The organism is Streptomyces lydicus, from assembly GCF_001729485.1.
GTDB lineage: Bacteria > Actinomycetota > Actinomycetes > Streptomycetales > Streptomycetaceae > Streptomyces > Streptomyces lydicus_D.
Genome location: NZ_CP017157.1, coordinates 7,243,976 through 7,265,771, shown reverse-complemented (window position 1 = coordinate 7,265,771; position 21,796 = coordinate 7,243,976). Strand labels below are relative to the sequence as shown.

20 protein-coding genes, 1 pseudogene and 1 riboswitch are annotated in these 21,796 nt (G+C 72.1%); of the genes and pseudogenes, 17 read left to right on the top strand and 4 right to left on the bottom strand.

Going from position 1 to position 21,796, the window contains the following annotated elements:
• Window positions 1-55 precede the first annotated feature (55 nt).
• Window positions 56-940: a hypothetical protein gene (locus tag SL103_RS31500; protein ID WP_244304085.1), complete on the bottom strand. Its 885-nt coding sequence runs from the start codon at window positions 938-940 to the stop codon at window positions 56-58.
• Between the two features lie 115 nt (window positions 941-1,055).
• On the opposite strand from SL103_RS31500, the gene SL103_RS31495 reads away from it, so the two are divergent.
• The gene (locus SL103_RS31495) at window positions 1,056-1,472 is read left to right on the top strand and encodes a hypothetical protein (RefSeq protein ID WP_069572359.1); all 417 of its coding nucleotides are present in this window, start codon (window positions 1,056-1,058) and stop codon (window positions 1,470-1,472) included.
• Between the two features lie 17 nt (window positions 1,473-1,489).
• Entirely contained in the window at window positions 1,490-2,680 is a 1,191-nt protein-coding gene (locus SL103_RS31490; RefSeq protein WP_069572358.1) for a glutathionylspermidine synthase family protein, read from the top strand.
• A 123-nt stretch (window positions 2,681-2,803) separates the two neighbouring features.
• Here SL103_RS31490 and rocD read toward each other — a convergent pair whose 3' ends face one another.
• Window positions 2,804-4,009, bottom strand: coding sequence for an ornithine--oxo-acid transaminase (rocD, locus tag SL103_RS31485; RefSeq protein WP_069572357.1), 1,206 nt, complete (start codon window positions 4,007-4,009; stop codon window positions 2,804-2,806).
• 140 nt (window positions 4,010-4,149) lie between these two features.
• Window positions 4,150-4,240: riboswitch (ZMP/ZTP riboswitch) on the top strand.
• Between the two features lie 39 nt (window positions 4,241-4,279).
• Between rocD and glyA the strand changes: the two genes are divergently transcribed.
• The 4 genes from glyA (at window position 4,280) to SL103_RS31465 (ending at window position 8,939) form a co-directional block, all read left to right on the top strand.
• On the top strand, window positions 4,280-5,566 hold the full coding sequence (glyA, locus tag SL103_RS31480; RefSeq protein WP_069572356.1) for a serine hydroxymethyltransferase: 1,287 nt from the start codon (window positions 4,280-4,282) through the stop codon (window positions 5,564-5,566).
• Window positions 5,567-6,011: 445 nt separating this feature from the next.
• Window positions 6,012-7,022: a tryptophan--tRNA ligase gene (trpS, locus tag SL103_RS31475; protein WP_069572355.1), complete on the top strand. Its 1,011-nt coding sequence runs from the start codon at window positions 6,012-6,014 to the stop codon at window positions 7,020-7,022.
• A gap of 184 nt (window positions 7,023-7,206) precedes the next feature.
• Entirely contained in the window at window positions 7,207-7,791 is a 585-nt protein-coding gene (locus SL103_RS31470; RefSeq protein WP_069572354.1) for a 2'-5' RNA ligase family protein, read from the top strand.
• 170 nt (window positions 7,792-7,961) lie between these two features.
• Entirely contained in the window at window positions 7,962-8,939 is a 978-nt protein-coding gene (locus SL103_RS31465; RefSeq protein WP_069572353.1) for a YihY/virulence factor BrkB family protein, read from the top strand.
• A 25-nt stretch (window positions 8,940-8,964) separates the two neighbouring features.
• Here SL103_RS31465 and SL103_RS31460 read toward each other — a convergent pair whose 3' ends face one another.
• Entirely contained in the window at window positions 8,965-10,395 is a 1,431-nt protein-coding gene (locus SL103_RS31460; RefSeq protein ID WP_069572352.1) for a D-alanyl-D-alanine carboxypeptidase family protein, read from the bottom strand.
• A 10-nt stretch (window positions 10,396-10,405) separates the two neighbouring features.
• On the opposite strand from SL103_RS31460, the gene SL103_RS31455 reads away from it, so the two are divergent.
• The 11 genes and pseudogenes from SL103_RS31455 to SL103_RS31405 all read left to right on the top strand — a co-directional run bounded on the left by SL103_RS31455 (window position 10,406) and on the right by SL103_RS31405 (window position 20,404).
• Entirely contained in the window at window positions 10,406-10,735 is a 330-nt protein-coding gene (locus SL103_RS31455) for an SCO4848 family membrane protein (RefSeq protein WP_069574272.1), read from the top strand.
• Between the two features lie 296 nt (window positions 10,736-11,031).
• Window positions 11,032-11,658, top strand: a pseudogene (gntA, locus tag SL103_RS31450) (guanitoxin biosynthesis heme-dependent pre-guanitoxin N-hydroxylase GntA); the annotation flags it as partial.
• Between the two features lie 324 nt (window positions 11,659-11,982).
• Window positions 11,983-13,290: a metallophosphoesterase gene (locus SL103_RS31445; RefSeq protein WP_069572350.1), complete on the top strand. Its 1,308-nt coding sequence runs from the start codon at window positions 11,983-11,985 to the stop codon at window positions 13,288-13,290.
• A 249-nt stretch (window positions 13,291-13,539) separates the two neighbouring features.
• Window positions 13,540-13,851: a hypothetical protein gene (locus SL103_RS31440; protein WP_069572349.1), complete on the top strand. Its 312-nt coding sequence runs from the start codon at window positions 13,540-13,542 to the stop codon at window positions 13,849-13,851.
• Window positions 13,852-13,907: 56 nt separating this feature from the next.
• Window positions 13,908-15,365, top strand: coding sequence for a hypothetical protein (locus SL103_RS31435; protein WP_069572348.1), 1,458 nt, complete (start codon window positions 13,908-13,910; stop codon window positions 15,363-15,365).
• Window positions 15,366-15,479: 114 nt separating this feature from the next.
• Complete coding sequence (locus tag SL103_RS31430; RefSeq protein ID WP_069572347.1) at window positions 15,480-16,661, top strand: S8 family serine peptidase; 1,182 nt, start codon at window positions 15,480-15,482, stop codon at window positions 16,659-16,661.
• A 108-nt stretch (window positions 16,662-16,769) separates the two neighbouring features.
• Complete coding sequence (locus tag SL103_RS31425) at window positions 16,770-17,090, top strand: hypothetical protein (protein ID WP_069572346.1); 321 nt, start codon at window positions 16,770-16,772, stop codon at window positions 17,088-17,090.
• Window positions 17,090-18,370 carry a putative T7SS-secreted protein gene (locus SL103_RS31420; protein WP_069572345.1) on the top strand — a complete coding sequence of 427 codons (1,281 nt, stop codon included), beginning with the start codon at window positions 17,090-17,092 and terminating at the stop codon, window positions 18,368-18,370. Before SL103_RS31425 ends, SL103_RS31420 begins: the two co-directional genes overlap by 1 nt.
• 52 nt (window positions 18,371-18,422) lie before the next feature.
• The gene (locus tag SL103_RS31415; RefSeq protein WP_069572344.1) at window positions 18,423-19,112 is read left to right on the top strand and encodes a hypothetical protein; all 690 of its coding nucleotides are present in this window, start codon (window positions 18,423-18,425) and stop codon (window positions 19,110-19,112) included.
• A gap of 27 nt (window positions 19,113-19,139) precedes the next feature.
• Window positions 19,140-19,784: a hypothetical protein gene (locus SL103_RS31410; protein WP_069572343.1), complete on the top strand. Its 645-nt coding sequence runs from the start codon at window positions 19,140-19,142 to the stop codon at window positions 19,782-19,784.
• 83 nt (window positions 19,785-19,867) lie between these two features.
• Window positions 19,868-20,404, top strand: coding sequence for an FBP domain-containing protein (locus tag SL103_RS31405; RefSeq protein WP_069572342.1), 537 nt, complete (start codon window positions 19,868-19,870; stop codon window positions 20,402-20,404).
• Window positions 20,405-20,453: 49 nt separating this feature from the next.
• On the opposite strand, the gene SL103_RS31400 is transcribed toward SL103_RS31405, so the two are convergent.
• Window positions 20,454-21,719, bottom strand: coding sequence for an alpha/beta hydrolase family protein (locus SL103_RS31400; RefSeq protein ID WP_069572341.1), 1,266 nt, complete (start codon window positions 21,717-21,719; stop codon window positions 20,454-20,456).
• Window positions 21,720-21,796: the final 77 nt, after the last annotated feature.

Below are 21,796 nucleotides of genomic sequence, written 5' to 3'. Positions count from 1 at the left end.
GTCCCCTCGGGGCGGCCCGGCGCCCGCATGCGCCCCGCCGCCCCGGCCGGGCCCGCTACCGGCCCTTCGGTGCCGCCGCTTCCGGCGCGCTCTCCGGCTCGGTCCGCTCCGCCGCCGGCGCCTCCCCGAAGCGGGCCAGTACGAGCGCCCCGGCCACCGCGCACGCGAAGCCGATGACGGCCAGCGGGGCCAGGCCGGGCCGCGTCCGGTCGCCGAGCCAGGCGACGCCGACCAGCGCCGGGCCGATCGTCTCGCCGATCACCATGCCGGCGGTGGCGGCGGTGACCGAACCGCGCTGGAAGGCGGTCGTCAGCAGCAGGAACGCGGCGCCGCCGCCGATCAGCAGCGCGTAGCAGGCCGGGTTGGTGAGCAGCGCCGACGGGGCGAAGTCGTCGATGAGGCGGACCGCGACCTCCACCACGCCGAAGCCGCAGCCCGCGCCGAACCCGAGCGCCGCCGCCCGGGCCCGGTCCGGCAGCCGCCCGGCCACCGCCCCGGACGCGAGCACCAGCACCGCGAAGACCAGCACCGCGATCCGCAGCCCGGGCGTCCCCCGCAGGTGCCCCTCCTCCCCGGACGCCAGCGCGAGCATCGCCAGGCCACCGCAGACCACCGCCACCCCGAGCCACTCGCTAGCGCCGAGCCGGGTGTGCAGCACCGGCGCCGCCACCACCGCCGTCACCGCCAGGGTCGCCGCGAGCGCCGCGCCGACCGTGTAGATGGGCAGCGCCCGCAGCGCGATGAGTTCCAGCACGAAACCCAGGCCGTCCAGCGCCAGTCCGAGCAGATACCGCCACTGCCCCAGCACCCGCAGCAGCAGGCGCGGGTCGACGCCCGACCCCGTACCGGGGGCGGTGCCCCGCGCGGCCACCGCCTGCAGGACGGAGGCGGTGCCGAAGCACACGGCGGAAGCGAGGGCACAGATCATCCCAAGGAGCATGGAGCCGACTGTAGGGGGCGAGTCGGAAAGGCGGCAGGGCCGCGGCCCGGGAAGCGGATGCGTCCCTCTAGGCTTGCCGGGCTCACACGGATGAACGTTGACGGGGGATGCGGAAATGGCCGAGAAGGCACGGCGGCGGCTGCGGTCGAGCACGGTGGTCCTGGGCGGGATGGGCGCGCTGGCCGCGGCCCTGACGTCCTGCGGCTCCGAGCCCGACAAGCGCTGCGTGGACCGCAACAGCTACGACGTGGTCAAGGGCTACCGCGTCGTCGACGCCAAGAACTGCTCGGCGGGCGGCGGCTCGTCCTCCGGGAGCGGCGGCACCGGCGGCGGGTCCGGCAGGAACGGCCGCGGCACGGGCAAGCAGCCGGTGGACGCCCAGTGGTACTACGACGGCGGCAAGAGCGGCTCGTACGCCGACCAGGGCACCTTCAGCAAGACCACCGCCGTCAACCGCGGCGGCTTCGGCTGCTCCGGCTCGGGCGGCCGGCACGGCTCCTCCGGCGGCCACCACGGCTCCTTCGGCGGCTGAGCGGACCCGGCACCGGCATGGAACGCCACACCATCGCGCCCCGCCCCGGCTGGCAGCAGACCGTCGAGGCGCAGGGCCTGATCTACCCGCTCACCCGCTACCCGGACGACTCGCTGCGCCCGTACTGGGACGAGAGCGCCTACTACGCGTTCACCCTCCCGGAGGTCGAGGCGCTGGAGGAGGTCGTCGAGGAACTGCACGCGATGTGCCTGGCCGCCGCCGAGCACCTCGTCTCCCGTGACCGTCTCGCCGACCTGGGGATCACCGATCCCCGGCTGGCCGGGCTGGTCGCCGAGTCCTGGCGCCGGCGTGCCGAACTCCCCTCCCTCTACGGGCGGTTCGACCTGCACTACGACGGCACCGGCCCGGCCAAGATGCTGGAGTACAACGCCGACACCCCGACGTCGCTGGTCGAGGCGGCCAGCCCGCAGTGGTTCTGGATGGAGGAGCGGTTCCCCGGCGCCGACCAGTGGAACTCGCTGCACGAGCGGCTGGTGGCGGCCTGGAAGCGGCAGGCGCCGCTGCTGCCGCCCGGCGCGCCGGTGCACTTCGCGCACTCCGCGGGCGACGAGCTCGGGGAGGACCTGATGACCGTCGCGTACCTGGAGGAGACGGCACAGCAGGCGGGCCTGGAGACCGCGTCGATCCCGGTGGAGGACATCGGCTGGGACCGGCTCGCGGGCCGCTTCGTCGACCAGCGGCTGCGCTTCGTGCGGGCCTGTTTCAAGCTCTACCCGTGGGAGTGGCTGGCCACCGACGACTTCGGCCCGCACGTCCTGGACACCCTCGACAACGGCGGCGGCACCGGCTCCACCCTGTGGATCGAACCCGCCTGGAAGATGCTGCTGTCCAACAAGGCGCTGCTGGCGGTCCTGTGGGAGCTGTACCCGGGCCACCCGAACCTGCTGCCCGCCTACCTCGACGGGCCGCGCGAGCTGGCGCACACCCGCGGGTACGCGGCCAAGCCGCTGCTCGGCCGGGAGGGCGCCGGGGTCACCCTGCACGAACCGGGCGCCGAGCCGGTGCCGCGCGGGCCCGAGGACCCCTGCTGCTACCAGGAGCTGGCTCCGCTGCCGGACTTCGACGGCAACCGCGTCGTGCTCGGCGCGTGGGTCGTCGAGGACGAGGCCGCCGGGCTCGGTATCCGGGAGTCGGCGGGCCCGGTCACCGACGAGTACGCGCGCTTCGTGCCCCATGTGATCCGCTGAGCCGCCGGGCCCGCCGCCCGGGCCCGGGCCGCCGCGCACGCGCAGCGGGCGGCCGGGACGTGGCGCAGCGGGCGGCCGGGGCCGCTTTCGCCCGCCGGCCGCCCGCTGCCCGCCCGGCCCCCTTCATGCCTCCAGTACGTCCCGCAGCCGGGCCAGCCCCCAGTCCAGGTCCTCCTTGCTGATCACCAGCGGCGGGGCGAGGCGGATGGTGGCGCCGTGGGTGTCCTTGACCAGCACCCCGCGGGTCAGCAGCTCTTCGGAGACGGCCCGCCCGGTGCCGCGCGAGGGGTTGACGTCCACGCCCGCCCACAGGCCGCGGCCGCGTACCGCGTCCACCGCTCCCTCGCCCACCAGCAGCCCCAGTTCGCTGTGCAGATGGTCGCCCAACTCCGTGGCGCGCTGCTGGAATTCGCCGGTCCGCAGCATCGCGATGACCTCCAGCGCCACCGCGCAGGCCAGCGGGTTGCCGCCGAACGTCGAGCCGTGCTCGCCGGGCGCGAAGACGCCCAGCACCTCGCGGGACGAGACCACCGCCGACACCGGCACCACCCCGCCGCCCAGCGCCTTGCCCAGGACGTACACGTCCGGGACGACGCCCTCGTGCTCACAGGCGAAGGTCCGGCCGGTGCGGCCCAGGCCGGACTGGATCTCGTCGGCGATGAACAGCACGTTCCGGCGCCGGGTCAGCTCCCGTACGCCCGCGAGGTAGCCCGGCGGCGGCACCAGGACGCCCGCCTCGCCCTGGACCGGCTCCAGCAGGACGGCCACCGTGTCGTCGCCGACGGCGGCCTCCAGCGCGGCGAGGTCGCCGTAGGGGACGACGTCGAAGCCGGGGGTGTACGGGCCGAAGTCGGCGCGGGCCTCGGCGTCGGTGGAGAAGGAGACGATGGTGGTGGTGCGGCCGTGGAAGTTGTTGTCGGCGACGATGATCCGCGCGCGGCCGTCCGGCACGCCCTTGACCTTGTAGCCCCACTTGCGGGCCGTCTTGATCGCCGTCTCGACCGCCTCGGCGCCGGTGTTCATCGGCAGCACCAGCTCCATTCCGCACAGCTCGGCCAGCTGGGTGCAGAAGTCCCCGAACCGGTCGTGGTGGAAGGCGCGCGAGGTGAGCGTGACCCGTTCCAGCTGGGCCCGGGCGGCGTCGAGCAGGCGGCGGTTGCCGTGCCCGAAGTTCAGCGCGGAGTAGCCGGCGAGCATGTCCAGGTAGCGCCGGCCCTCCACATCCGTCATCCAGGCGCCCTCGGCGGTGGCCACGACGACGGGGAGCGGGTGGTAGGTGTGCGCGCTGTGGGCTTCGGCGGCGGCGATGCTGCGTTCCGTGGACGTCACCGGATCTCCGTTTCGGTAGGCCGTACGGGGCATATGCGCCGATCTGCCCCTCTATAGTGCCGCGCGGGCGGTGTGTTCGGAAGCCGCCCGGGCGGTCGGTGGTCCCGGCGCCGCCGGGTGCGGCGGCGTCTAGACTCGGCGGTGCGCATCGCGACTGGCGTACGGGGAAGCGACCCCGAGGGAGCGGTGTGCGGCCACCATCACGAGGTGCCGCCCGCCTGGGCACCCGGGACCCGACCGGACCACCGATCGAGCGCCCCGGAGGACGCCATGTCACTTCCCGCCCCGCACCCCGCCCCGCATGCCGCGCTGCGCGCCGCCGACCCCGAACTGGCCGCCCTCGTCGGCGCCGAGGAGCGGCTCCAGGCCGACACGCTGCGGTTGATCCCCAGCGAGAACTACGTCTCCGCCGCCGTCCTGGAAGCCACCGGCACCGTCCTGCAGAACAAGTACAGCGAGGGGTACGCGGGCCGTCGCTACTACGAAGGCCAGCAGAACATCGACCGCGTCGAGACGCTGGCTGTCGAGCGCGCCAAGGCCGTCTTCGGCGTCGAACACGCCAACGTCCAGCCGTACTCCGGCTCGCCGGCCAACCTCGCCGCCTATCTGGCCTTCGCCGAGCCCGGCGACACGGTGCTGGGCATGGCGCTGCCGATGGGCGGCCACCTCACCCACGGCTGGGGCGTCTCGGCGACCGGCAAGTGGTTCCGCGGCGTCCAGTACGGCGTCCGCGCCGACAACGGGCTCATCGACTTCGACGAGGTGCGCGACCTCGCCCGCAAGGAGCGCCCGAAGATCATCTTCTGTGGCGGTACGGCCGTCCCGCGCACCATCGACTTCGCCGCGTTCGGCGAGATCGCCCGGGAGGTCGACGCCGTCCTGGTCGCGGACATCGCGCACATCGCCGGGCTGGTCGCGGGCGGCGCCCACCCGTCGCCCGTGCCGCACGCGGACGTCATCTCCACCACCACGCACAAGACCCTGCGCGGGCCGCGCGGCGCCATGCTGATGTCCCGGGCGAGCCACGCCAAGGCCGTCGACAAGGCCGTCTTCCCCGGTCTGCAGGGCGGCCCGCACGACCACACGACCGCCGCCATCGCGGTCGCGCTGCGCGAGGCGGCCGCCCCGTCCTTCCGGGACTACGCGCACGCCGTCGTCGCCAACGCCAAGGCGCTCGCCGAGGCGCTGCTGGCCCGCGGCTTCGACCTGGTCTCCGGCGGCACCGACAACCACCTGGTGCTGATCGACCTCACCTCCAAGGACGTCCCCGGCAAGGTCGCCGCCAAGGCCCTGGACCGGGCCGGCATCGTCGTCAACTACAACACCGTCCCCTTCGACCCCCGTAAGCCCTTCGACCCCTCCGGCATCCGCATCGGCACCCCGTCGCTCACCTCCCGCGGCCTGGGCGCGGACCGGATGCCGCTGGTGGCGGAGTGGATCGACCGCGGCGTACGGGCCGCCGCGACGGGCGACGAGCAGGCCCTGGCGGTGATCCGCACGGAGGTCGCCGACCTGATGGCCGCCCACCCGGCCCCGGGCCTCCCCCTCGACGCCTGACGCTCCGGCTCCGCCTGCCCCTCGGGACCTGTGCGCCGGCGGCTGCCCTCTGGCTGCCTGTCCTTCGGGGGCCTGGCCTCCGGCGCTTGCCCGGGGCGGGCCTGTTCGCCGGTGGCTGCCCCCGGGTCTGCTTGTCCGTCGGGGCTTGGCCCCCGGCGGCTGCCCGGGTGCCGGGTCCGTTCACCGGTGACTGCCCCCGAGCCCGTCCCCCGGCACCCCCGGTGCCTGGCCCCGGCCCGCTCCGCGGGTCCGGACGCCGGGAATACCCCCCGGTAACCACCGCGTTGAGGCCCCGAGGGGGCCCACGCACCCCCTACGGGATGTGTTCGGCCGTCCCCCAAGGGCCTCCACGCCCGTGGAGCCCGTCCGACCTGAGACAATCGGTGCCATGGCTCTCGATCGCCTGCCCGTCGACCACCAGCGCCCCCAGGGGGATGGCTCCGCCATGCAGCACCGCCCGCGCGTACTCTCCGGTATTCAGCCCACGGCCGGCTCCTTCCACCTCGGCAACTACCTCGGTGCGGTGCGCCAGTGGGTGGCGCTCCAGGAGTCCCACGACGCCTTCTACATGGTCGTCGACCTGCATGCGATCACCGTTCCGCAGGACCCGGCCGAGCTGCGCAGCAACACCCGGATCGCGGCCGCCCAGCTGCTCGCGGCCGGTCTCGACCCGGAGCGCTGCACCCTCTTCGTGCAGAGCCATGTGCCCGAGCACGCCCAGCTCGCCTGGGTCATGAACTGCCTCACCGGCTTCGGCGAGGCGTCCCGCATGACCCAGTTCAAGGACAAGTCCGCCAAGCAGGGCGCCGACCGCACCTCCGTCGGCCTGTTCACGTACCCGATCCTGCAGGTCGCGGACATCCTGCTCTACCAGGCCCACCAGGTCCCGGTCGGCGAGGACCAGCGCCAGCACATCGAGCTGACCCGCGACCTCGCCGAGCGCTTCAACACCCGCTACGGCGACACCTTCACGATCCCCGCGCCGTACATCCTCAAGGAGACCGCGAAGATCTACGACCTGCAGGACCCGTCGGCCAAGATGAGCAAGTCGGCCGCCAGCCCCAAGGGTCTGATCAACCTCCTCGACGACCCGAAGGCCAGCGCGAAGAAGGTCAAGAGCGCCGTCACGGACACCGACACCGTGATCCGCTACGACGCCGAGAACAAGCCGGGCGTCTCCAACCTCCTGACGATCTACTCCACCCTCACGGGCGCCTCGATCGCGGAGCTGGAGCAGAAGTACGAGGGCAAGATGTACGGCGCTCTCAAGACCGATCTCGCCGAGGTGATGGTCGACTTCGTCACACCGTTCCGGGACCGCACCCAGGAATACCTGGACGACCCCGAGACGCTGGACTCGATCCTGGCCAAGGGCGCGGAGAAGGCCCGCGCGGTCGCCGCGGAGACCCTCGCCACCGCGTATGACCGGCTCGGATTCCTGCCGGCCAAGCACTGACGGGACCGTCCGCGCGGCCCGCCCGGGCGGCCCGCGCGACCCCCGCGGAACCAGGGGCCCCCACCTGCGGGGGCCTTTGTGCCTGCCCGCAACAGAGCCGAGGACGCTCCCCGCGAAGGGCGCGCACCCGGCACACTAGGAGGGTGCGCGAGCGCGCCGCACACACGTCAGGAGGGAGAACGCAGTGGGGACCGTAACGCTGGGCGTTTCGATCGCGGTCCCGGAGCCGTACGGCAGCTTCCTCCAGCGGAAGCGCGCGGGCTTCGGGGACCCTGCCGCACACGGCATCCCCACGCACATCACCCTCCTCCCGCCGACGGAGGTGCACACCGACGCGCTGCCCGCCGTCGAACGCCACCTCGCCGAGGTCGCGGCCGGCTGCCGCGCCTTCCCGCTCCGCCTGGAAGGCACCGGCACCTTCCGCCCGCTCTCCCCGGTCGTCTTCGTCAAGGTCACCGAGGGGGAGGCGGGCTGCACCGCCCTCCAGGCCCGGGTGCGCGCCCCTTCCGGCCCCTGCGCCCGGGAGCTGCAGTTCCCGTACCACCCCCATGTGACCGTCGCGCACGGCATCGCCGAGGCCGCCATGGACCGCGCCCAGGACGAGCTGCGGGACTTCTCCGCCACCTGGACGATCAGCGGTTTCGCGCTCTACGAGCAGGGCGCGGACGCGGTCTGGCGCCTGGAGCGGGAGTACCCCTTCGGTCCGCGTACGGCGGCCGTCCCCCGTCAGGCCGCCGACCTCTCCCGGCCGCCCGCCCCCTCCTGCTGAGCCGTGCCCGCTCCGGGCCGTGCCCGGCCGGCGGTCCACACGATGGCCCACGCCGACGTATGAGCGGGGGCATTCCCGGGGTACGCGGACGCTAGGGCTCCGGATCGGCCGGGCCCCCCGCCGCACAACCGGCCCGGGCCGGCGGGCCACGGGGGCACGAGGGGAATGCCATGGACTGGCTGAGCAGGCTGCCGGTGATCGGACCGGCCGTCACCTGGCTGATGACCACCCACCTCTGGCGCGCCTACACGCGCATGCTGCGGGTCAAGTGGACCCGGCTCGCCGCCGCGATCACCTTCACCAGTTTCGTCGCCCTGTTCCCGCTGCTCACCGTCGCCGCCGCGATCAGCGCCGCGCTGCTCGGCCCCAGCGGGGTGCACAAGCTGCAAACCAAGATCGCCGAGCAGATCCCCGGCATCGCCGCGCAACTCGACCTCGCCTCACTCGTCGAAAACGCCACCACCATCGGGCTGGTCGCCGGTGGCGTGTTGCTGCTCACCGGTATCGGCTGGGTCGAGTCGCTGCGCGACTGCCTGCGCGCCGTGTGGGAGAAGGACGACGAGGAGGGCAACTTCTTCCTCGGCAAGCTCCGGGACGGCGCCCTGCTGCTCGGCCTCGGCGGTGTCGCGGTGCTCTCGCTCGCCTGCTCCACCTTCGCCTCCGCGGCGGTCGGCAAGGCGGCCGAGGCGATCGGCCTGCCGGAGGGCGGGGCCGGCGCCGTCCTGCTCTCGGTCGCCGGCTTCTGCATCGCCGTCCTCGCGGACTTCCTGCTGCTGGCCTACATCCTGACCAGGCTCCCCGGCGCCCATCCGCCGCGCCGCGCCGTGGTGGTCGCCGGCCTGATGGGCGCGATCGGCTTCGAACTGCTCAAGCTGCTGCTCAGCGGCTACCTCAGGGGCGTCGCCTCGCGCAGCATGTACGGCGCCTTCGGCACCCCGATCGCCCTGCTGCTGTGGATCAACTTCACCGCGAAGCTGCTGGTGTACTGCGCCTCGTGGACCGCCACCCAGGAGAAGACGGCAGAGGCGGAGCAGACGGAGGAGAGGGAGGAGACGGTCGAGCGGGGGGAGGCGGGCGGCGCGGGTGTCCGGGAGCGGGCGGACGGGCCGGACGGGCCCGCGGCGGCGCCCGAGGGGCGGGAGGGCTGAGCCCCCACCGCCCCGCGGCCGCGTCTCACCTGCCCGAGCGCCGTCCCCGCCCGCGGACCAGCGCCGGCAGCGGCCACCGGCGGTGCACGGCCAGCCCCACGAGCCCCAGCAGCACCACCGCGCCGCCGCCGATCCCCACCGCGGTCCAGGCGCCGCCCGATCCGCCGGTGCTGTCCAGCGCCGCCTGGGTGCTGTCGTTCGCGCCCTTGCGGTGCTTCGCGGGGGCCACCGCGCCCCGGCCGTCGTCCTCGCTGCGCGGCCCGACCAGCCGGCCGACCGGCTCCACCTTGTCGGCCGCCGCGAAGCCCCAGTCCAGCAGCTGCGCGGCCTCCTTGTACGCCTCGTTGTGCAGCTTCTTCGCCGGGTTCATCACCGTCACCAGCAGCTTGCGGTCACCCCGCTGCGCCACACCGGTGAAGGTCGAGCCGGCGTTGGTGGTCGAGCCGTTCTTCACCCCGGCGATCCCCGGGTAGGGCTTGATGTCGTAGTCGCCGCTGAGCAGCCGGTTGGTGTTCTGGATGCCGAACGTCGCCCGCTTGCCGTCCTTGCCCTTGTCGCCGGGGAACTGGGCGCTCGCTGTCGAGCAGTACTCGCGGAAGTCGGCGTTCTGCAGCCCGGCCCGCGCGAACAGGCTCAGGTCGTACGCGCTGGAGACCTGCCCCGGCGCGTCGTAGCCGTCCGGCGTCACCACGTGGGTGTCGTTGGCGTTCAGCTCCTTGGCGTGCTGCTGCATCTGCGCGACGGTGGCCGCCGTGCCGCCGTTCATCGCGGAGAGCGTGTGCACCGCGTCGTTCCCGGACCGCAGGAAGACCCCGAGCCACAGGTCGTGGACCGTGTAGGTGAGGTTCTCCTTTATCCCGACCATGCTGCTGCCCGCGCCCATGCCGGCGAGGTCGGCGGGCTTGACGGTGTGCTTCTGGTCCTTGGGGAACTTCGGCAGCACGGTGTCCGCGAACAGCATCTTCAGGGTGCTGGCCGGCGCGAGCTGCCAGTGCGGGTTCTTGGCGGCCAGCACCTTGCCGGACTCGGCGTCCGAGACGATCCACGACCGGGCGGTCAGCGCGTCCGGCCCCGGCAGCTTCGGGGCTCCGGGCTTCGGCTGCACGTGGACGCCGGGCGTACCCAGCCGGTCCCCGCCGATCTGCGACATCTTCGCCGGCGGCGCCGGGGCCTTGGGGTCGGCCTGGGCGGTGCCGGCCAGCAGCGGGGAGCCCAGCAGCCCGCCGGCGGCCAGCGCGGCGACGGTGCGCAGGGGGAAGCCGTTGCGCGCCGCGCGTCCGGCGCTGCCGGTCGCGGCGGGGGCGGCCGGGGCGAGCGGTCCGGTGGCGGCCGTGGAAGCCGTGGAGGCACTGAAGGTCGTCGGCACGTCGCTGAACGTACCCCCCTTTGACCCCGCCGCCGACAGCACCCCACGGAAGAGTGCCCCTCCCGACCGCCGGATGGAGCCGCTGCCCATACTGGAACGCATGCTGCGTTCCTCCGGGGACTCCCCCCGCACACCCACGACTCTCTCGCGCCCGGTGGCCTGGTTCCTGCTCGCCTTCGGGGTGTGGAGCTGGTTCATCTGGATCACTTTCGTCAAGAACCTCTGGAAGGACGGGAGCGGTCTCGCCTTCGACGACGCGGGTGACCCGACCGCCTACTTCTGGGTCCATCTCCTGCTCGCGGTGGCTTCCTTTCTCTTGGGGACGGCAATCGGCGTGATCGGGTTCCGCGGCGTACGGGCGCTGCGCCGGCAGCAGGCGCAGGGCGCGGACCGGCACTCCGCCGACGACCGGACCGGCGCCGCCGGCTGACCCGCGGCGCGCCCGGCTCCCTCACGTTGGGTGAAACGCCGTGCTCATCGGGCGATGTGAGCGAATCGTCGCCACGGACGCCGCTTCGGGCATTTCGCCGATCGGCTTCGGCCGGTCACAATCACCCAGCGACCCTCCCCGTTTTCCCCGTCGGACCCGGTCCTGCCCGTGTGCGGTCTCGGCTGCCGCAGCCGCCCCGTGGGCCCGGGTGCGTGGGGCTGGGGCGGGCGCCTGTCGGATTCCGTGAAGGAGATGATCTCCCCCGAGGAGGTACGTAGGTGGAAGGAAGGCTGGCCATGACGTCGGATGCGCGTGATGAGGTCGAGCGGTTCATCCTGGGAGACCGGTTCTCCTGTCTGGCGGGACGTTCCGCCTGGCGCCAGGGGGGCATCGCACACCGGCACTATGACCTGCTGGGGGGCGCGGAGTCGGCCCGTCTGATGGCGCTCGATCTCGCGGAGTTCGTCGGTTCGGCGAACTGGAGCGCCCGGACGTTCACGAGTTTCGTCGCGACCTTCGAGCAGCCGCGCGGGGTGGACGAGCTGCGCTTCGAGGAGCTGCTCTGGCAGCACCTCCAGCTGCTGCACGAACAGGACGCGGAGAACTACCGGTGGGCGGAGGGCTATTCCTCGGACCCGCAGGCCAGAGAATTCGCGTACAGCGTGGCCGGCCATCCGTTCTTCGTGATCGGCCTGCACGAGACCCACCGCCGCTGGGGCCGCCGCCCGCCCTTCCCGATGCTGGCCTTCAACTCCCACGAGCAGTTCACCCGGATCAAGGGCGCCGGGATGTGGGACCGGCTGGCGGAGAAGATACGCAAGCAGGACATCAAGCTGCAGGGCGACATCAACCCCAACCTCCACGAGTACGAGGAACTCTCCGAGGCCCGCCGCTACTCCGGCCGCCCCAAGCCCGCCGAGTGGCAGTGCCCCTTCGCGGCCCGCGAGACGGACCGGGAACGCGAACTGGCGCCCACGGGGGTGTGAGCCGACGGCCGGCTCTCCGGCCCGCCCGTCCGGCTCTCCGGCCCGCCCATGAGGGCGGGCCGTCCCGCTCCGTACGGCCCCGTAGGCGCCTTTCTCCGTACGCCCCGTGCCCTGTACGCGCCTCTCTCCGTACGCCCCGTACGCGCCGCCCCTCCACGCTCTTCCCGCACGCGCCTCTCCCGCACGCGCGCCCCTCCCGCCCCAGCGGATAGCGTGCGTGCTCCGCCGTCGCAGCAGCGCGCAACCGTAAGGGGAGAAGCCGTGATCTTTGCCCTGATCGTGGTCCCGGTGCTCGGGCTGTTCTTCGGGGTGCACCGCTATCTGTGGTGCCGGCTCGTCCGCGACACGACCACGCCGGGCGGCCGGCCGCGGCGGGTGGGTACGGCGGCCCTCTTCGTCCTGCCGCTGCTCGCCCTCGGCGCCCTGCTGGCCGGCCGGGCCGGCCTGCCCTTCCTGCTCCAGCAGCTGCTGGCCTGGCCCGGCTACCTGTGGCTGGCGCTCGTGCTCTACCTCGTGCTGGGCCTGCTGGCCGGCGAAGCCGTCCGCGCGGTGTGGCTACGGGTGCCGGCGCGCCGCCGGGACCGCGAGCCCGGCGACGGCCGGCCCACGACCGCCGGGCCCACGACCGCCGGGCCCGCCGTCCCGGCCCCCGCCCCCGCGCCCGGCGCCCGCCGGATCCCCGTCCCCTCCTCGTCCCCCACCCTGCTCCCGCCCCGCACCCCCGCGCTGCCGCCGCTCCCCGCCCCGCCCCGGCGGCTCTTCGTCGCCCGGGCCGTGGCGGCCGGCGCGTCCCTGGCCGCCACCGCCGCCGTCGGGTACGGCACCGCAACGACCCTCCGCGGCCCCGTCGTCAAGCGCGTCACCGTCCCGCTGGCCAAACTGCCGCGCTCCGCCCACGGGTTCCGCATCGCCGTCGTCAGCGACATCCACCTCGGCCCGATCCTGGGCCGCGCCCACACCCGGCGGGTGGTCGAGACGATCAACCGCACCTCTCCCGATCTGATCGCCGTCGTCGGTGACCTGGTCGACGGCAGCGTCGCCGACCTGGCCCCGGCCGCCGAACCCCTGCGGGCGCTGCGCTCCCGGCACGGCGCGTACTTCGTGACGGGCAATCACGAGTACTACTCCGGCGCGGCCCCCTGGGTGGACCACGTAAGGGAGTTGGGGGTCCATCCGCTGGAGAACGCGCGCACCGAACTCCCCGGCTTCGACCTCGCGGGCATCAACGACCTCGCCGGACAGACCGAACACGCCGGCCCGGACTACGAACGCGCCCTCGACGGCCGGGACCCGGCACGCGCCGTCGTCCTGATGGCGCATCAGCCGGTCACCATCCACGACACCGTGCGCCACGGGGTGGACCTCCAGCTCTCCGGGCACACCCACGGCGGCCAGATGTGGCCCTTCACCTACGTCGCCGCCGCGACCAACCCCACCGTCGCGGGCCTGGCGCGCTACGGCGACACGCAGTTGTACGTCACGCGCGGCGCGGGCGCCTGGGGCCCACCGGTCCGGCTGGGCGCGCCACCGGACGTGACGGTGGTCGAACTGGCGTCACTGCGGGCGTAATCGGGGCGCGAGCGGGATCGCCGAACCGATGACGACGATCCTGCGGACAGGTTGCACCGATGAGGTAACAACCCCTCTACAAACTGCGGTGCCATCCTGCGCTAAATCGGACAGATCACGACTTTCGATCTTGCAGTGAAGGGGGTCAACTCCCTAGTATTTCTTTACTTTATGTTGCCCTTACCGTGACGGCTTCACGGGCGGTGCGAGGGGGACGAGCGGGGCACGCGGGGAACGGGGAGAGCAGTAATGAGCGAGCGCTTCAAGGTCGATCTCGACGAACTGGACAGTGTCGTACGCCAGCTCAAGCGCCTTCGCGCCGATATGGATGAACCCAGCCAGAAGGTGAAATACAGCACGACGATTCCGAAATCGGCGTTCGGGGTGAATTTCATCGAGGCCGGCAAGCTCGCCGAGGCGCATGACGACATGCAGTCGTACATGTCCCAGGTCATCAACGCGCTCCAGGACCTCATCCACAAGTTCGGCGAGAAGACCGAAGCCAGCCGTGGCGCGTACGAGGACCAGGAGCACGAGACCAAGACCTCGATGAACGGCTGAGCGGGGCGCGACAGTGGGTGCACGAGAGGCGGAGATGAACGCGAAGGGGGGCCTGCATGGTTGACGCCAGGCAGGAGTACAACAGCGCCAAAGACATGGAGCGGCAGCGCAAGGAGCACGAGCGGGATGAGCGGCTGAAGTCGTTCAAGGGGCAGACCCCTACGCGTCGGTCTCCTTCCGACTTCCATCACCATGGCCTCAACGCGCTGCGGGCGATGATCGACAACGCCAACCCCGAGGCCATCGAGACCTCGGGCCATCACTGGCGTGCCTCTGCCGACCGGCTGGCCGGGGAGGACGGACACGGCGGTATCCGCAAGGCATTCATGGACGCCGTCAATCACGCCTCGGCGCACTGGGAGGGCTCGGCGGCCGAAGCGTTCCGCAGGGAAGCCGGCAAGGTCCTCGTGAAGCTCGACCGGACGTACCAGCACTCGCGGAACGTCGAGTCCACCCTGATCGGTAGTCGCTCGTCCGGGCCGGAGAGCAGCGTCGCGCACAGCCTCCGCGAGGCGAAGAAGGCGATGTCGAAGATCCATGACCCGGGTGTCATGGACCGGGCCATGGACGAAAAGGGCGACGACAGCCAGTTCAAGCGGGACATGGCGAATCCCAAGATGGACACCCGCATGGCGCTGGAGCTCAACAGGGACAACCTGTCCCTGACCAAGGAGCGTCAGGTCGAAGCGGTCATCGTGATGGATGAGCTGGCGGCCAACTACGACGCACACGCGGGGGTTCTGCACGAGGGCGTCGATCCGGGTGGCCCCAGGGGTGACTGGCCTAAGGAGCCCTCCTCGAAGCCTGCGCCGCCCCCGGTGCACATGCCGGTGATCGGCGGCAGTCATCCGCGCACGTCGTCGCAGATGCCGAAGGCCCCGAAGATGCCCAACGGCGCGGGCGGCGGTGCCGTTCCGGCAGGGTTCGACGGACCGAAGATCAACCGGCCCGAACTGCCCGTGACCACCGGGCTCGACAGCGTGCAGGGTGGCACCCTCACCCCGCCGTCGGTGGGCGGCGGTGGCCTGGGCGGTGGAACGACCGGCGGCGGTCACGGCGCGCCCGGCGGCACGGGTGGCGGCTTCCCGGGTGGCGCGGTTCCGCCCGGCGCCATCGGCATGCCCGGTGGCGGCATGGGCGCCGGCGGGGCGCGTGGCACGGGCGGTGCCGGCGGGATGCGCGGCGGCGGCATGCCGGGTGCCGGCGCCGGGGCCGGCAAGGCGGGCGGCGCCAAGGGCGCGGCCGGTCGCGGTCCGCAGGCGCGTACCCGTGGCGGACTGGTCGGCAAGCCGGGCGGCCCGGCCGGCGGAGCCAAGCAGGGCGGTTCCGGGCTGCACCGCAGCCGCGGTGGCAAGAACGCCGCCGCCGGGGCCGCGGGCGCGGCCGGCGCGAAGGGCAAGGGCAAGGGCAAGGGGGACAAGGAGCGCACCACCGGACAGCGCCCCGACTACCTCGTCGAGGACGAGGAGACCTGGACCCCGCAACGTAACGTGGCCCCTCGCGTCATCGAGTGAGCCGAAGATAACGTCACCTGCGGCCTATGCGGAAAGGCCCCGCACTCCACGTGTGCGGGGCCTTTCCTCAGGCGGAACGATGCCGCCGGACAGCACAGCAAGAAGGAGCGAAGGATGAGGGTCACCCGAACACTGCGCGCGACGGTGGGTGCTGCGCTGACCGGAGCGCTGCTGCTGGCCTCGGGCGGTACCGCCTCCGCGGACCAGGTGCGCAAGGGCCAGTGGCCGCTGGAGGCGTTCGGGGCCCAGCAGCTCTGGAAGGAGGCCACCGGCAAGGGCGTGACGGTGGCCGTCCTGGACAGCGGGTTCCGTACGACGCATCAGGACCTGAAGGGCCAGTTCCTGTCCGGGCCGGACTGGGGGAAGGCCACCCAGGAAGAGAACGCCAAGACCCTTGAACCGAACGAGGACGTCCGCGACCACGGCACCGCGATGGCCGGGATCATCGCCGGCCATGGTCACGGCCCTGCCGGATCCGAAGGCGTGAAGGGACTGGCACCCGAAGCCAAGATCCTTCCCGTTCCCGAGTTCAAGAACAGCGGACAGGCCACGCGGTGGGCAGTGGAACACGGTGCCGACGTGATCAATATGTCGTACATCGAAAGCGTTCCGGGCGCCGACGACTGCGCAGCCATCCACTACGCGCTGGAGAAGGGCGTCGTGGTGGTTGCCGGTGTCGGCAACGATGGTCTCCCGAAGAAGAACTACCCGGCGGCCTGCCCCGGCGCGATCGGCGTCGGCTCGGTGGACGAGTACGGGAAGCCCGACGACGCCAACAACGCCAACTCCACCCTCGACCTGCTCGCCCCCGGCGTGAAGGTCCCCGTAGCCATGGGCAAGAGCGACTCCGCCTACCAGACCGAGGCGAACGGCAGCTCCGCCGCCACCGCCTACGTCTCCGCCGCCGCCGCGCTCCTCAAGCAGAAGTTCCCCGACCTCACCCCCGGACAGATCGCCAACCGGCTGGTGAAGACGGCCGGCCTGGCGCAGGCCGAGAAGGCCAAGCACCTCAAGCTGCCGGACACGCACTACGGCTACGGCTTCATCCAGCCCGGCCCCGCCCTGCGGCGCGACATCGCGGCGGGCCCGGCGCAGGGCCCCCTGCCGATGCCGAAGGGCAAGTACTCCGAGGCGAGTGCCGACAAGGGCTCCGACCCCAACCCGCCCATGGGCGGCAAGGAGAAGCTGGCGCTCTTCGGCGGTATCGGGCTCGGTGTCCTGGTCGTCGCCGGCATCGTCATCGGCATCGTGGTCTCCGTCCGCCGCCGCAACGCGCGTAATCAGGCGTGGGGCTGAGCCTCCGCCGTACCACTGCCGCGGCCGTTCCGTTCCGGAGCGGCCGCGGCGCATGTCTCAACCGTTCATCGCACACGCAGTAGCCATATCCACGGGGGAATTCCGTCCATGGGAAAGCAATTCGCAACGGACGTCGATCAATTGGGGCAGTTCCTCAAAACGCTTGAGGGCTGTGTCCGCGAGCTCAACGAAGCGCGCTCGGCCCTGGCCCACGTGCGGGCCGACCAGATCGGAACCGGCCGGCTGGACGAAGCGTGCGACGGATTCCAGGAACGCTGGAAGTACGGGTCCGAGCAGACCAAGAAAATGATCGACGCCATCAGCGAGGGCGTGAAGGCGACCAAGCAGAACTATCAAGAGGTCGAGGACGCCTTGGAGAAGACGCTGACGCAGATAGCCAAGAAGACGTCCGGTGGGGGTGCGAAGTAATGGCGCAGAATCCCTACCCGCATCTCGGTTGGAACCCGGTACCCGGTGTTCCCGCCGAAGTCGGCGCGCTCCAGCACAAGGTCAGCACCGCGGCGACCGCGCTGCGCAGCTGCCACCAGCAGATCCAGAAGCTCATCGGCGAGAGCAGCTACTGGCAGGGCGACGCGGCGGAAGCGTTCCGTGACGCGCTCGACGGTGAATTGCCGACGTACATCAAGAACGCGGCCCGCTCCTTGGAAAAGGCATCGGTCCAGTTGAAGAACTGGGACGAGCACCTTTCCTCCAACCGCGATCTGGCGAAGAAGTACGACGATGCGGCCGCCGAGAAGAAGACCGCGGTGGAGCACGCCAAGTCGAAGCACGCCCAGGCCGCACAGCACCCGGACCTGAAGCTCGCCGGCCAGGAGTTCCCGTCGCAGACGGAGGCCGACGCGGCCACCGAGCGGCTCCGGGCGGCGGAACGCGAGCTCAACGCGGCGACCACCGAGCTGAACAAGGCCAACGAGTCGTACAACGACGTCATCTCCAAGGCCCAGACCCTGGAGACCACCCACGCCGACCAGGCGGGCACGGTCGCCGGTGAGCTCGACGGCGCCACGGACAAGCTGGCGCCGAAGGAGCCGGGCTGGCTGAGCAAGGCCGTCGACGCGATCTGGGACGGCATCAAGGCGGTCGGCGACTTCCTGTACGAGCACGCGGGCACGATCGGCGCCATCGCCGGCCTGCTGGCACTGTTCCCGACGCCGCTGACCCCGCTCTTCGCCGGCATCGCGGTGGTGGCGAGCGCGGCGTCCATGACCAAGAACCTCTCCGATCCCGAATTCAGGGACGCCTTGATGTTCAAGGGGAGCGGCATGGAGATCTTCTCGGCGTACGCCTCCATGGCCGGAGACACCGTCGGCATGATCCCGGGTGGTTCCGCACTGGCCGCCGCCGGTCGGGAGGTCGCCGACGGCGTGGGTCTGGCCGGCCGGATCGGTGTCGGTGTGACCAACGCCGAAAAGGGCGCGGCATTCTGCCGGGAGATCGTCCCGGCCTTCAAATCGAATGCCGTCAGCGAGGTCTCCGAGGCGTGGGACGCGGCGCGTACGACCGCCAGCGGCTCGGCCAAGATGATGGGCGCCCTCAGCGCCGGCGGCTTGAACGTCGGCGCGAACATGATGTCTTCCATGGAGAGTCTGGGAGTCCTTCCGGAGGAAGGGGCGGGCCACAACGCCGCGGAGAGCACCAAGGCCGCCGCCACCGCCCATGACATCGCCGGCCTCTTCGGCTGGCTGTGAAACGCGTCGACACGGCCCCGGAAAGGCGAATGCGGTAGTGACGGAAAGTGTGATGGAGCGGACGAGCGACCCGGTACCTGCCTACTGGTACGGGCTTCCGCACGGATACCTGCCGTTGGACCTCGACCCTCCGGTCGAGAAGCTGACGGCGCTGGTGAACCACCTCCTCGGCCTGCCCGAGGAGACCAGGAACCAGGCGGAGCGGGTCCTCCGGCTCTATGCCGGCGTGGTGACGACGCTGAACGCGCACGACGTGCAGGGCTGCGCGATCGGGTTGCACCCCGATGACGAGGGCGGTTTCGCGCAGTCCGTCCTGACGTTCTCCACCGTGCCCGCGTCGGGCGTGAACGCGGCCCTTGCGCTGGCCGATCTGGCGGTGACGGCCGCCGCGGACCCGGAGAAGGACGTGCAGCCGCTGGAGCTGCCGTGCGGTACGGGGTTCCTCGCCGTCGAGACCCGGAGCACCGTCGCGCCGGGCAGGCCCCCCGAGGAGGACGGCAGTCTTCCCGAGGAGCCGGTCTGGCAGGGCACGATCGCGGTGACCGGCCCGGGCATCTCCGACATCGTGGTGGTGCAGCTGGTCACGCCGGCCCTGGAACTGGCCGACGACTACCGCGATGTGCTGCTGGGCGTCGGGCATACGGTGTCGTTCACCGACCCGTCGCCCGCCGAGAAGACGGACGGGGCCGGGAGCACGGGCCCGGGTGCCGCGGCCGACACGGCGAAGAACCCGTTCGGCTAGTCGCAGCCGAACCGGAAGGAGAATGTCATGGCGTACGACGCGCAGACCCCGGCACCACCCGAGGCCCTGGACGTGGCGCAGGTGGTGAAGGCCAATTACCGTGCCCTGACGGGGCTCTTCGCCCTGCGGTTGCTGATCAGCGCGTTGCTGGTGGCGATCCCGGTCACGTTGTCCCGTGTGACGGGGACGAACTCGTTCGTCCTCATCCTGCCCATCGTCCCCGGGATGTTCCTCTTCATCTACACGGTGTACCGCCTCCTTTACGGACTCCGGGTCTCCCAGTGCGCCCGAGTCCTCCGCACCTACCCGCTGGAATTCCACCCCCGGGTGGTCAAGAAGCGTGAGCGGTGGACCCGGTACGGCAACGTCTTCGAGGTCCGCGTGACGACGCGCGGGCAGCACGGGGCGCCGCTGATGCTGGCGGTCAACGCGGCCGGCCGCCGCCGCTGGCCGGAGGGCACGGAGGACGGCGTGTGGTTCGCCGGCGACCTGCCCTTCGGCGGCGTCATGGTGGTGCCCGGAGGCAAGGAGATGTTCTTCCTGAAGCCGGCGGACTGGGACAAGACCGCACGCCGCCGTGACGAGGCCGACCCCGAGCGGCGCGCACGGGCGGAGCAGGCGAGGCTCACGCACCGGACGAAGCGCGCGGTGATGATGCGGCCGGGGGCCTGAGGCCGGCGCTCCGGCGCCCGTGGTTCCCGGCGGCGCGTAAATGGGACGACGCCACCGTGCCCCCGCTGTTAGTTTCGTGCGCCATGGACCCCGTAGGTGAAAAAGCGATACGTGCCTCCTTCGTGAATTGCTCGAAAGGGGAGGCGAGTCGGATCAATCTGCCGGCGGGGCTGGGTGACCTTCGCTGGGAGGATCTCGACTTCCTCGGGTGGCGGGATCCGGGTGCGCCGGACCGGGGCTATCTGGTCGCGCCGCGCGGCGACGGGCTCGTCGGGGTGACGCTGCGGGTGCCGCAGGGGGTACGGCGGAGTTTCACCAAGACGACGGTGTGCTCGGTGTGTGTGACCGGCCATCCGGGCTCCGGCGTCAGTCTGCTCGCGGCGCGCCGGGCGGGGGCCGCCGGGCGGCAGGGGAACACCGTCGGCGCGTACTTCTGCGCCGATCTGGCCTGCTCCCTCTACGTGCGGGGGCGCAAGCGCTCACAGCTCGCCGGCCGGCACGAGGAGACGCTGCCGCTGGAGGACCGGATCGCGCGCCTCGTGCGGCACCTGGACGACTTCCTGGACAAGGTCCTGGACGATTCCCTGGTGGGGGAGCGTCAGTCTGTGTCCGGGAGCTGACCACGAGGTCCGCGAAAGCCGGAGAACGAGTGACGCGACCGGGCACTGCTCACGGCCGTTGGAAGAGGACCTCGGGGTTGGCGGCCGTCGGACCGTCCAGGACGGGCTCGGGCAGGCCGCGCAGGTGCCGGTCGAAGAAGGCGCCGACGTAGTCGCGGGTGATCTCCCCGGAGCGCTTGCCGGGGAGCGGGGCGGAGGGGTCGGTGATGCCGAGCTGAGCGCCCAGGACCGGGATGTCGATGAAGGTGAAGTGGCCGGCGTCGCGGACCGTCAGCCAGCGCTTCCAGCCGTCGAGGCGCCGCCAGTCGCGCAGCCAGGTGGTGTCCTCCGCGCCGGGCGCGTGTCCGTCGAGCGAGCCGAGCATCAGGAACGGGCGGCCGTCGAGCCCGCCGGGCGGGACCGGTGCGAAGAACGTGCCGTCCATGTTGACCCCGGCGCGGATCCGCCGGTCGGCGGCCATGGCGGCGGCCGCGCTGTTGCCGCCGATGGAGTGCCCGGCGACGCCGATCCGCCGCGGGTCGATGAGGCCCGCGTACCGGCCGGCCGGAGTGCCGTGGCCGGATACCGCGCGGGTGTCCGCGCCGTGTCCCCGCCCCGTCAGGGTGTCGAGGACGAAGCGGATGTCGGCGGCGCGGCCGGTCGCCACCTTCGCCATCAGCTTCTCGGCGGTGCTCCCCGGGGCGCTCTCGACGGCTCGGCACGCCGCACACGTCAGGGTGCGGCCCCCGGGGAACGTCGTGCCGAAGGATTCGTAGGCGTGGTCGAGCAGCGCCACGACATAGCCGCGCGAGGTGAGTTCCTCGGCGAGCAGGGACAACGTGGCGCGGTTCAGCGTGAAGCCCGGGGAGAGCACCACCAGCGGGTGCCGGCCGCCGGCCGGCCGGGCACCGGTACGCGCATGGGTACGGGTGCCGGCGAGCACCTCGGGCGGCACCACGCCGGTGAGCTTGTCGCCCTCCAGGAGGAGCCGGGCCTCCTCGGCCGTCATGTAGGGCGCGCGGGCACCTCCCGTGCCCCGGTGCGCCGGGTAGTACAGCGACACCATCAGCTCACGGGCGCCCGCGGCGGGCACCCAGGGGTCCCGGCGCTGCGGGTCGGTGAGGTGGAGGGTGTCGCGTCCGACGGCGTACGGCCCGGTGGGGGCCGGGAGGGTGAGGCGGGCAGTGGCGGGCACCCCGGGTGCGGCGGACGTCGCGGGCGTGGCGGACGCCGCGGGCGGTGCGGGGGCGGCGACGGCGGCCGTGGCGAGCGGCAGCGGGAGGGCGGCGGAGAGGAGTAACGCGGCAATGCCACACCGGAGTTGAGGTCTCTTCATGGCTCCGATCCTAGGCAGGGGGCGGGCCGCCGCGGCACTGACGAAAGTCAGGTCCTTCGACGGCCGGGCCGGGACCA

Coding starts and splice junctions, on each gene's coding strand:
- SL103_RS31500 (WP_244304085.1), bottom strand. CDS start 940: ATGCTCCTTGGGATGATCTGTGCCCTCGCTTCCGCCGTGTGCTTCGGC.
- SL103_RS31495 (WP_069572359.1), top strand. CDS start 1,056: ATGGCCGAGAAGGCACGGCGGCGGCTGCGGTCGAGCACGGTGGTCCTG.
- SL103_RS31490 (WP_069572358.1), top strand. CDS start 1,490: ATGGAACGCCACACCATCGCGCCCCGCCCCGGCTGGCAGCAGACCGTC.
- glyA (WP_069572356.1), top strand. CDS start 4,280: ATGTCACTTCCCGCCCCGCACCCCGCCCCGCATGCCGCGCTGCGCGCC.
- trpS (WP_069572355.1), top strand. CDS start 6,012: ATGCAGCACCGCCCGCGCGTACTCTCCGGTATTCAGCCCACGGCCGGC.
- SL103_RS31465 (WP_069572353.1), top strand. CDS start 7,962: ATGGACTGGCTGAGCAGGCTGCCGGTGATCGGACCGGCCGTCACCTGG.
- SL103_RS31460 (WP_069572352.1), bottom strand. CDS start 10,395: ATGGGCAGCGGCTCCATCCGGCGGTCGGGAGGGGCACTCTTCCGTGGG.
- SL103_RS31455 (WP_069574272.1), top strand. CDS start 10,406: ATGCTGCGTTCCTCCGGGGACTCCCCCCGCACACCCACGACTCTCTCG.
- SL103_RS31440 (WP_069572349.1), top strand. CDS start 13,540: ATGAGCGAGCGCTTCAAGGTCGATCTCGACGAACTGGACAGTGTCGTA.
- SL103_RS31435 (WP_069572348.1), top strand. CDS start 13,908: ATGGTTGACGCCAGGCAGGAGTACAACAGCGCCAAAGACATGGAGCGG.
- SL103_RS31430 (WP_069572347.1), top strand. CDS start 15,480: ATGAGGGTCACCCGAACACTGCGCGCGACGGTGGGTGCTGCGCTGACC.
- SL103_RS31425 (WP_069572346.1), top strand. CDS start 16,770: ATGGGAAAGCAATTCGCAACGGACGTCGATCAATTGGGGCAGTTCCTC.
- SL103_RS31420 (WP_069572345.1), top strand. CDS start 17,090: ATGGCGCAGAATCCCTACCCGCATCTCGGTTGGAACCCGGTACCCGGT.
- SL103_RS31415 (WP_069572344.1), top strand. CDS start 18,423: ATGGAGCGGACGAGCGACCCGGTACCTGCCTACTGGTACGGGCTTCCG.
- SL103_RS31410 (WP_069572343.1), top strand. CDS start 19,140: ATGGCGTACGACGCGCAGACCCCGGCACCACCCGAGGCCCTGGACGTG.
- SL103_RS31405 (WP_069572342.1), top strand. CDS start 19,868: ATGGACCCCGTAGGTGAAAAAGCGATACGTGCCTCCTTCGTGAATTGC.
- SL103_RS31400 (WP_069572341.1), bottom strand. CDS start 21,719: ATGAAGAGACCTCAACTCCGGTGTGGCATTGCCGCGTTACTCCTCTCC.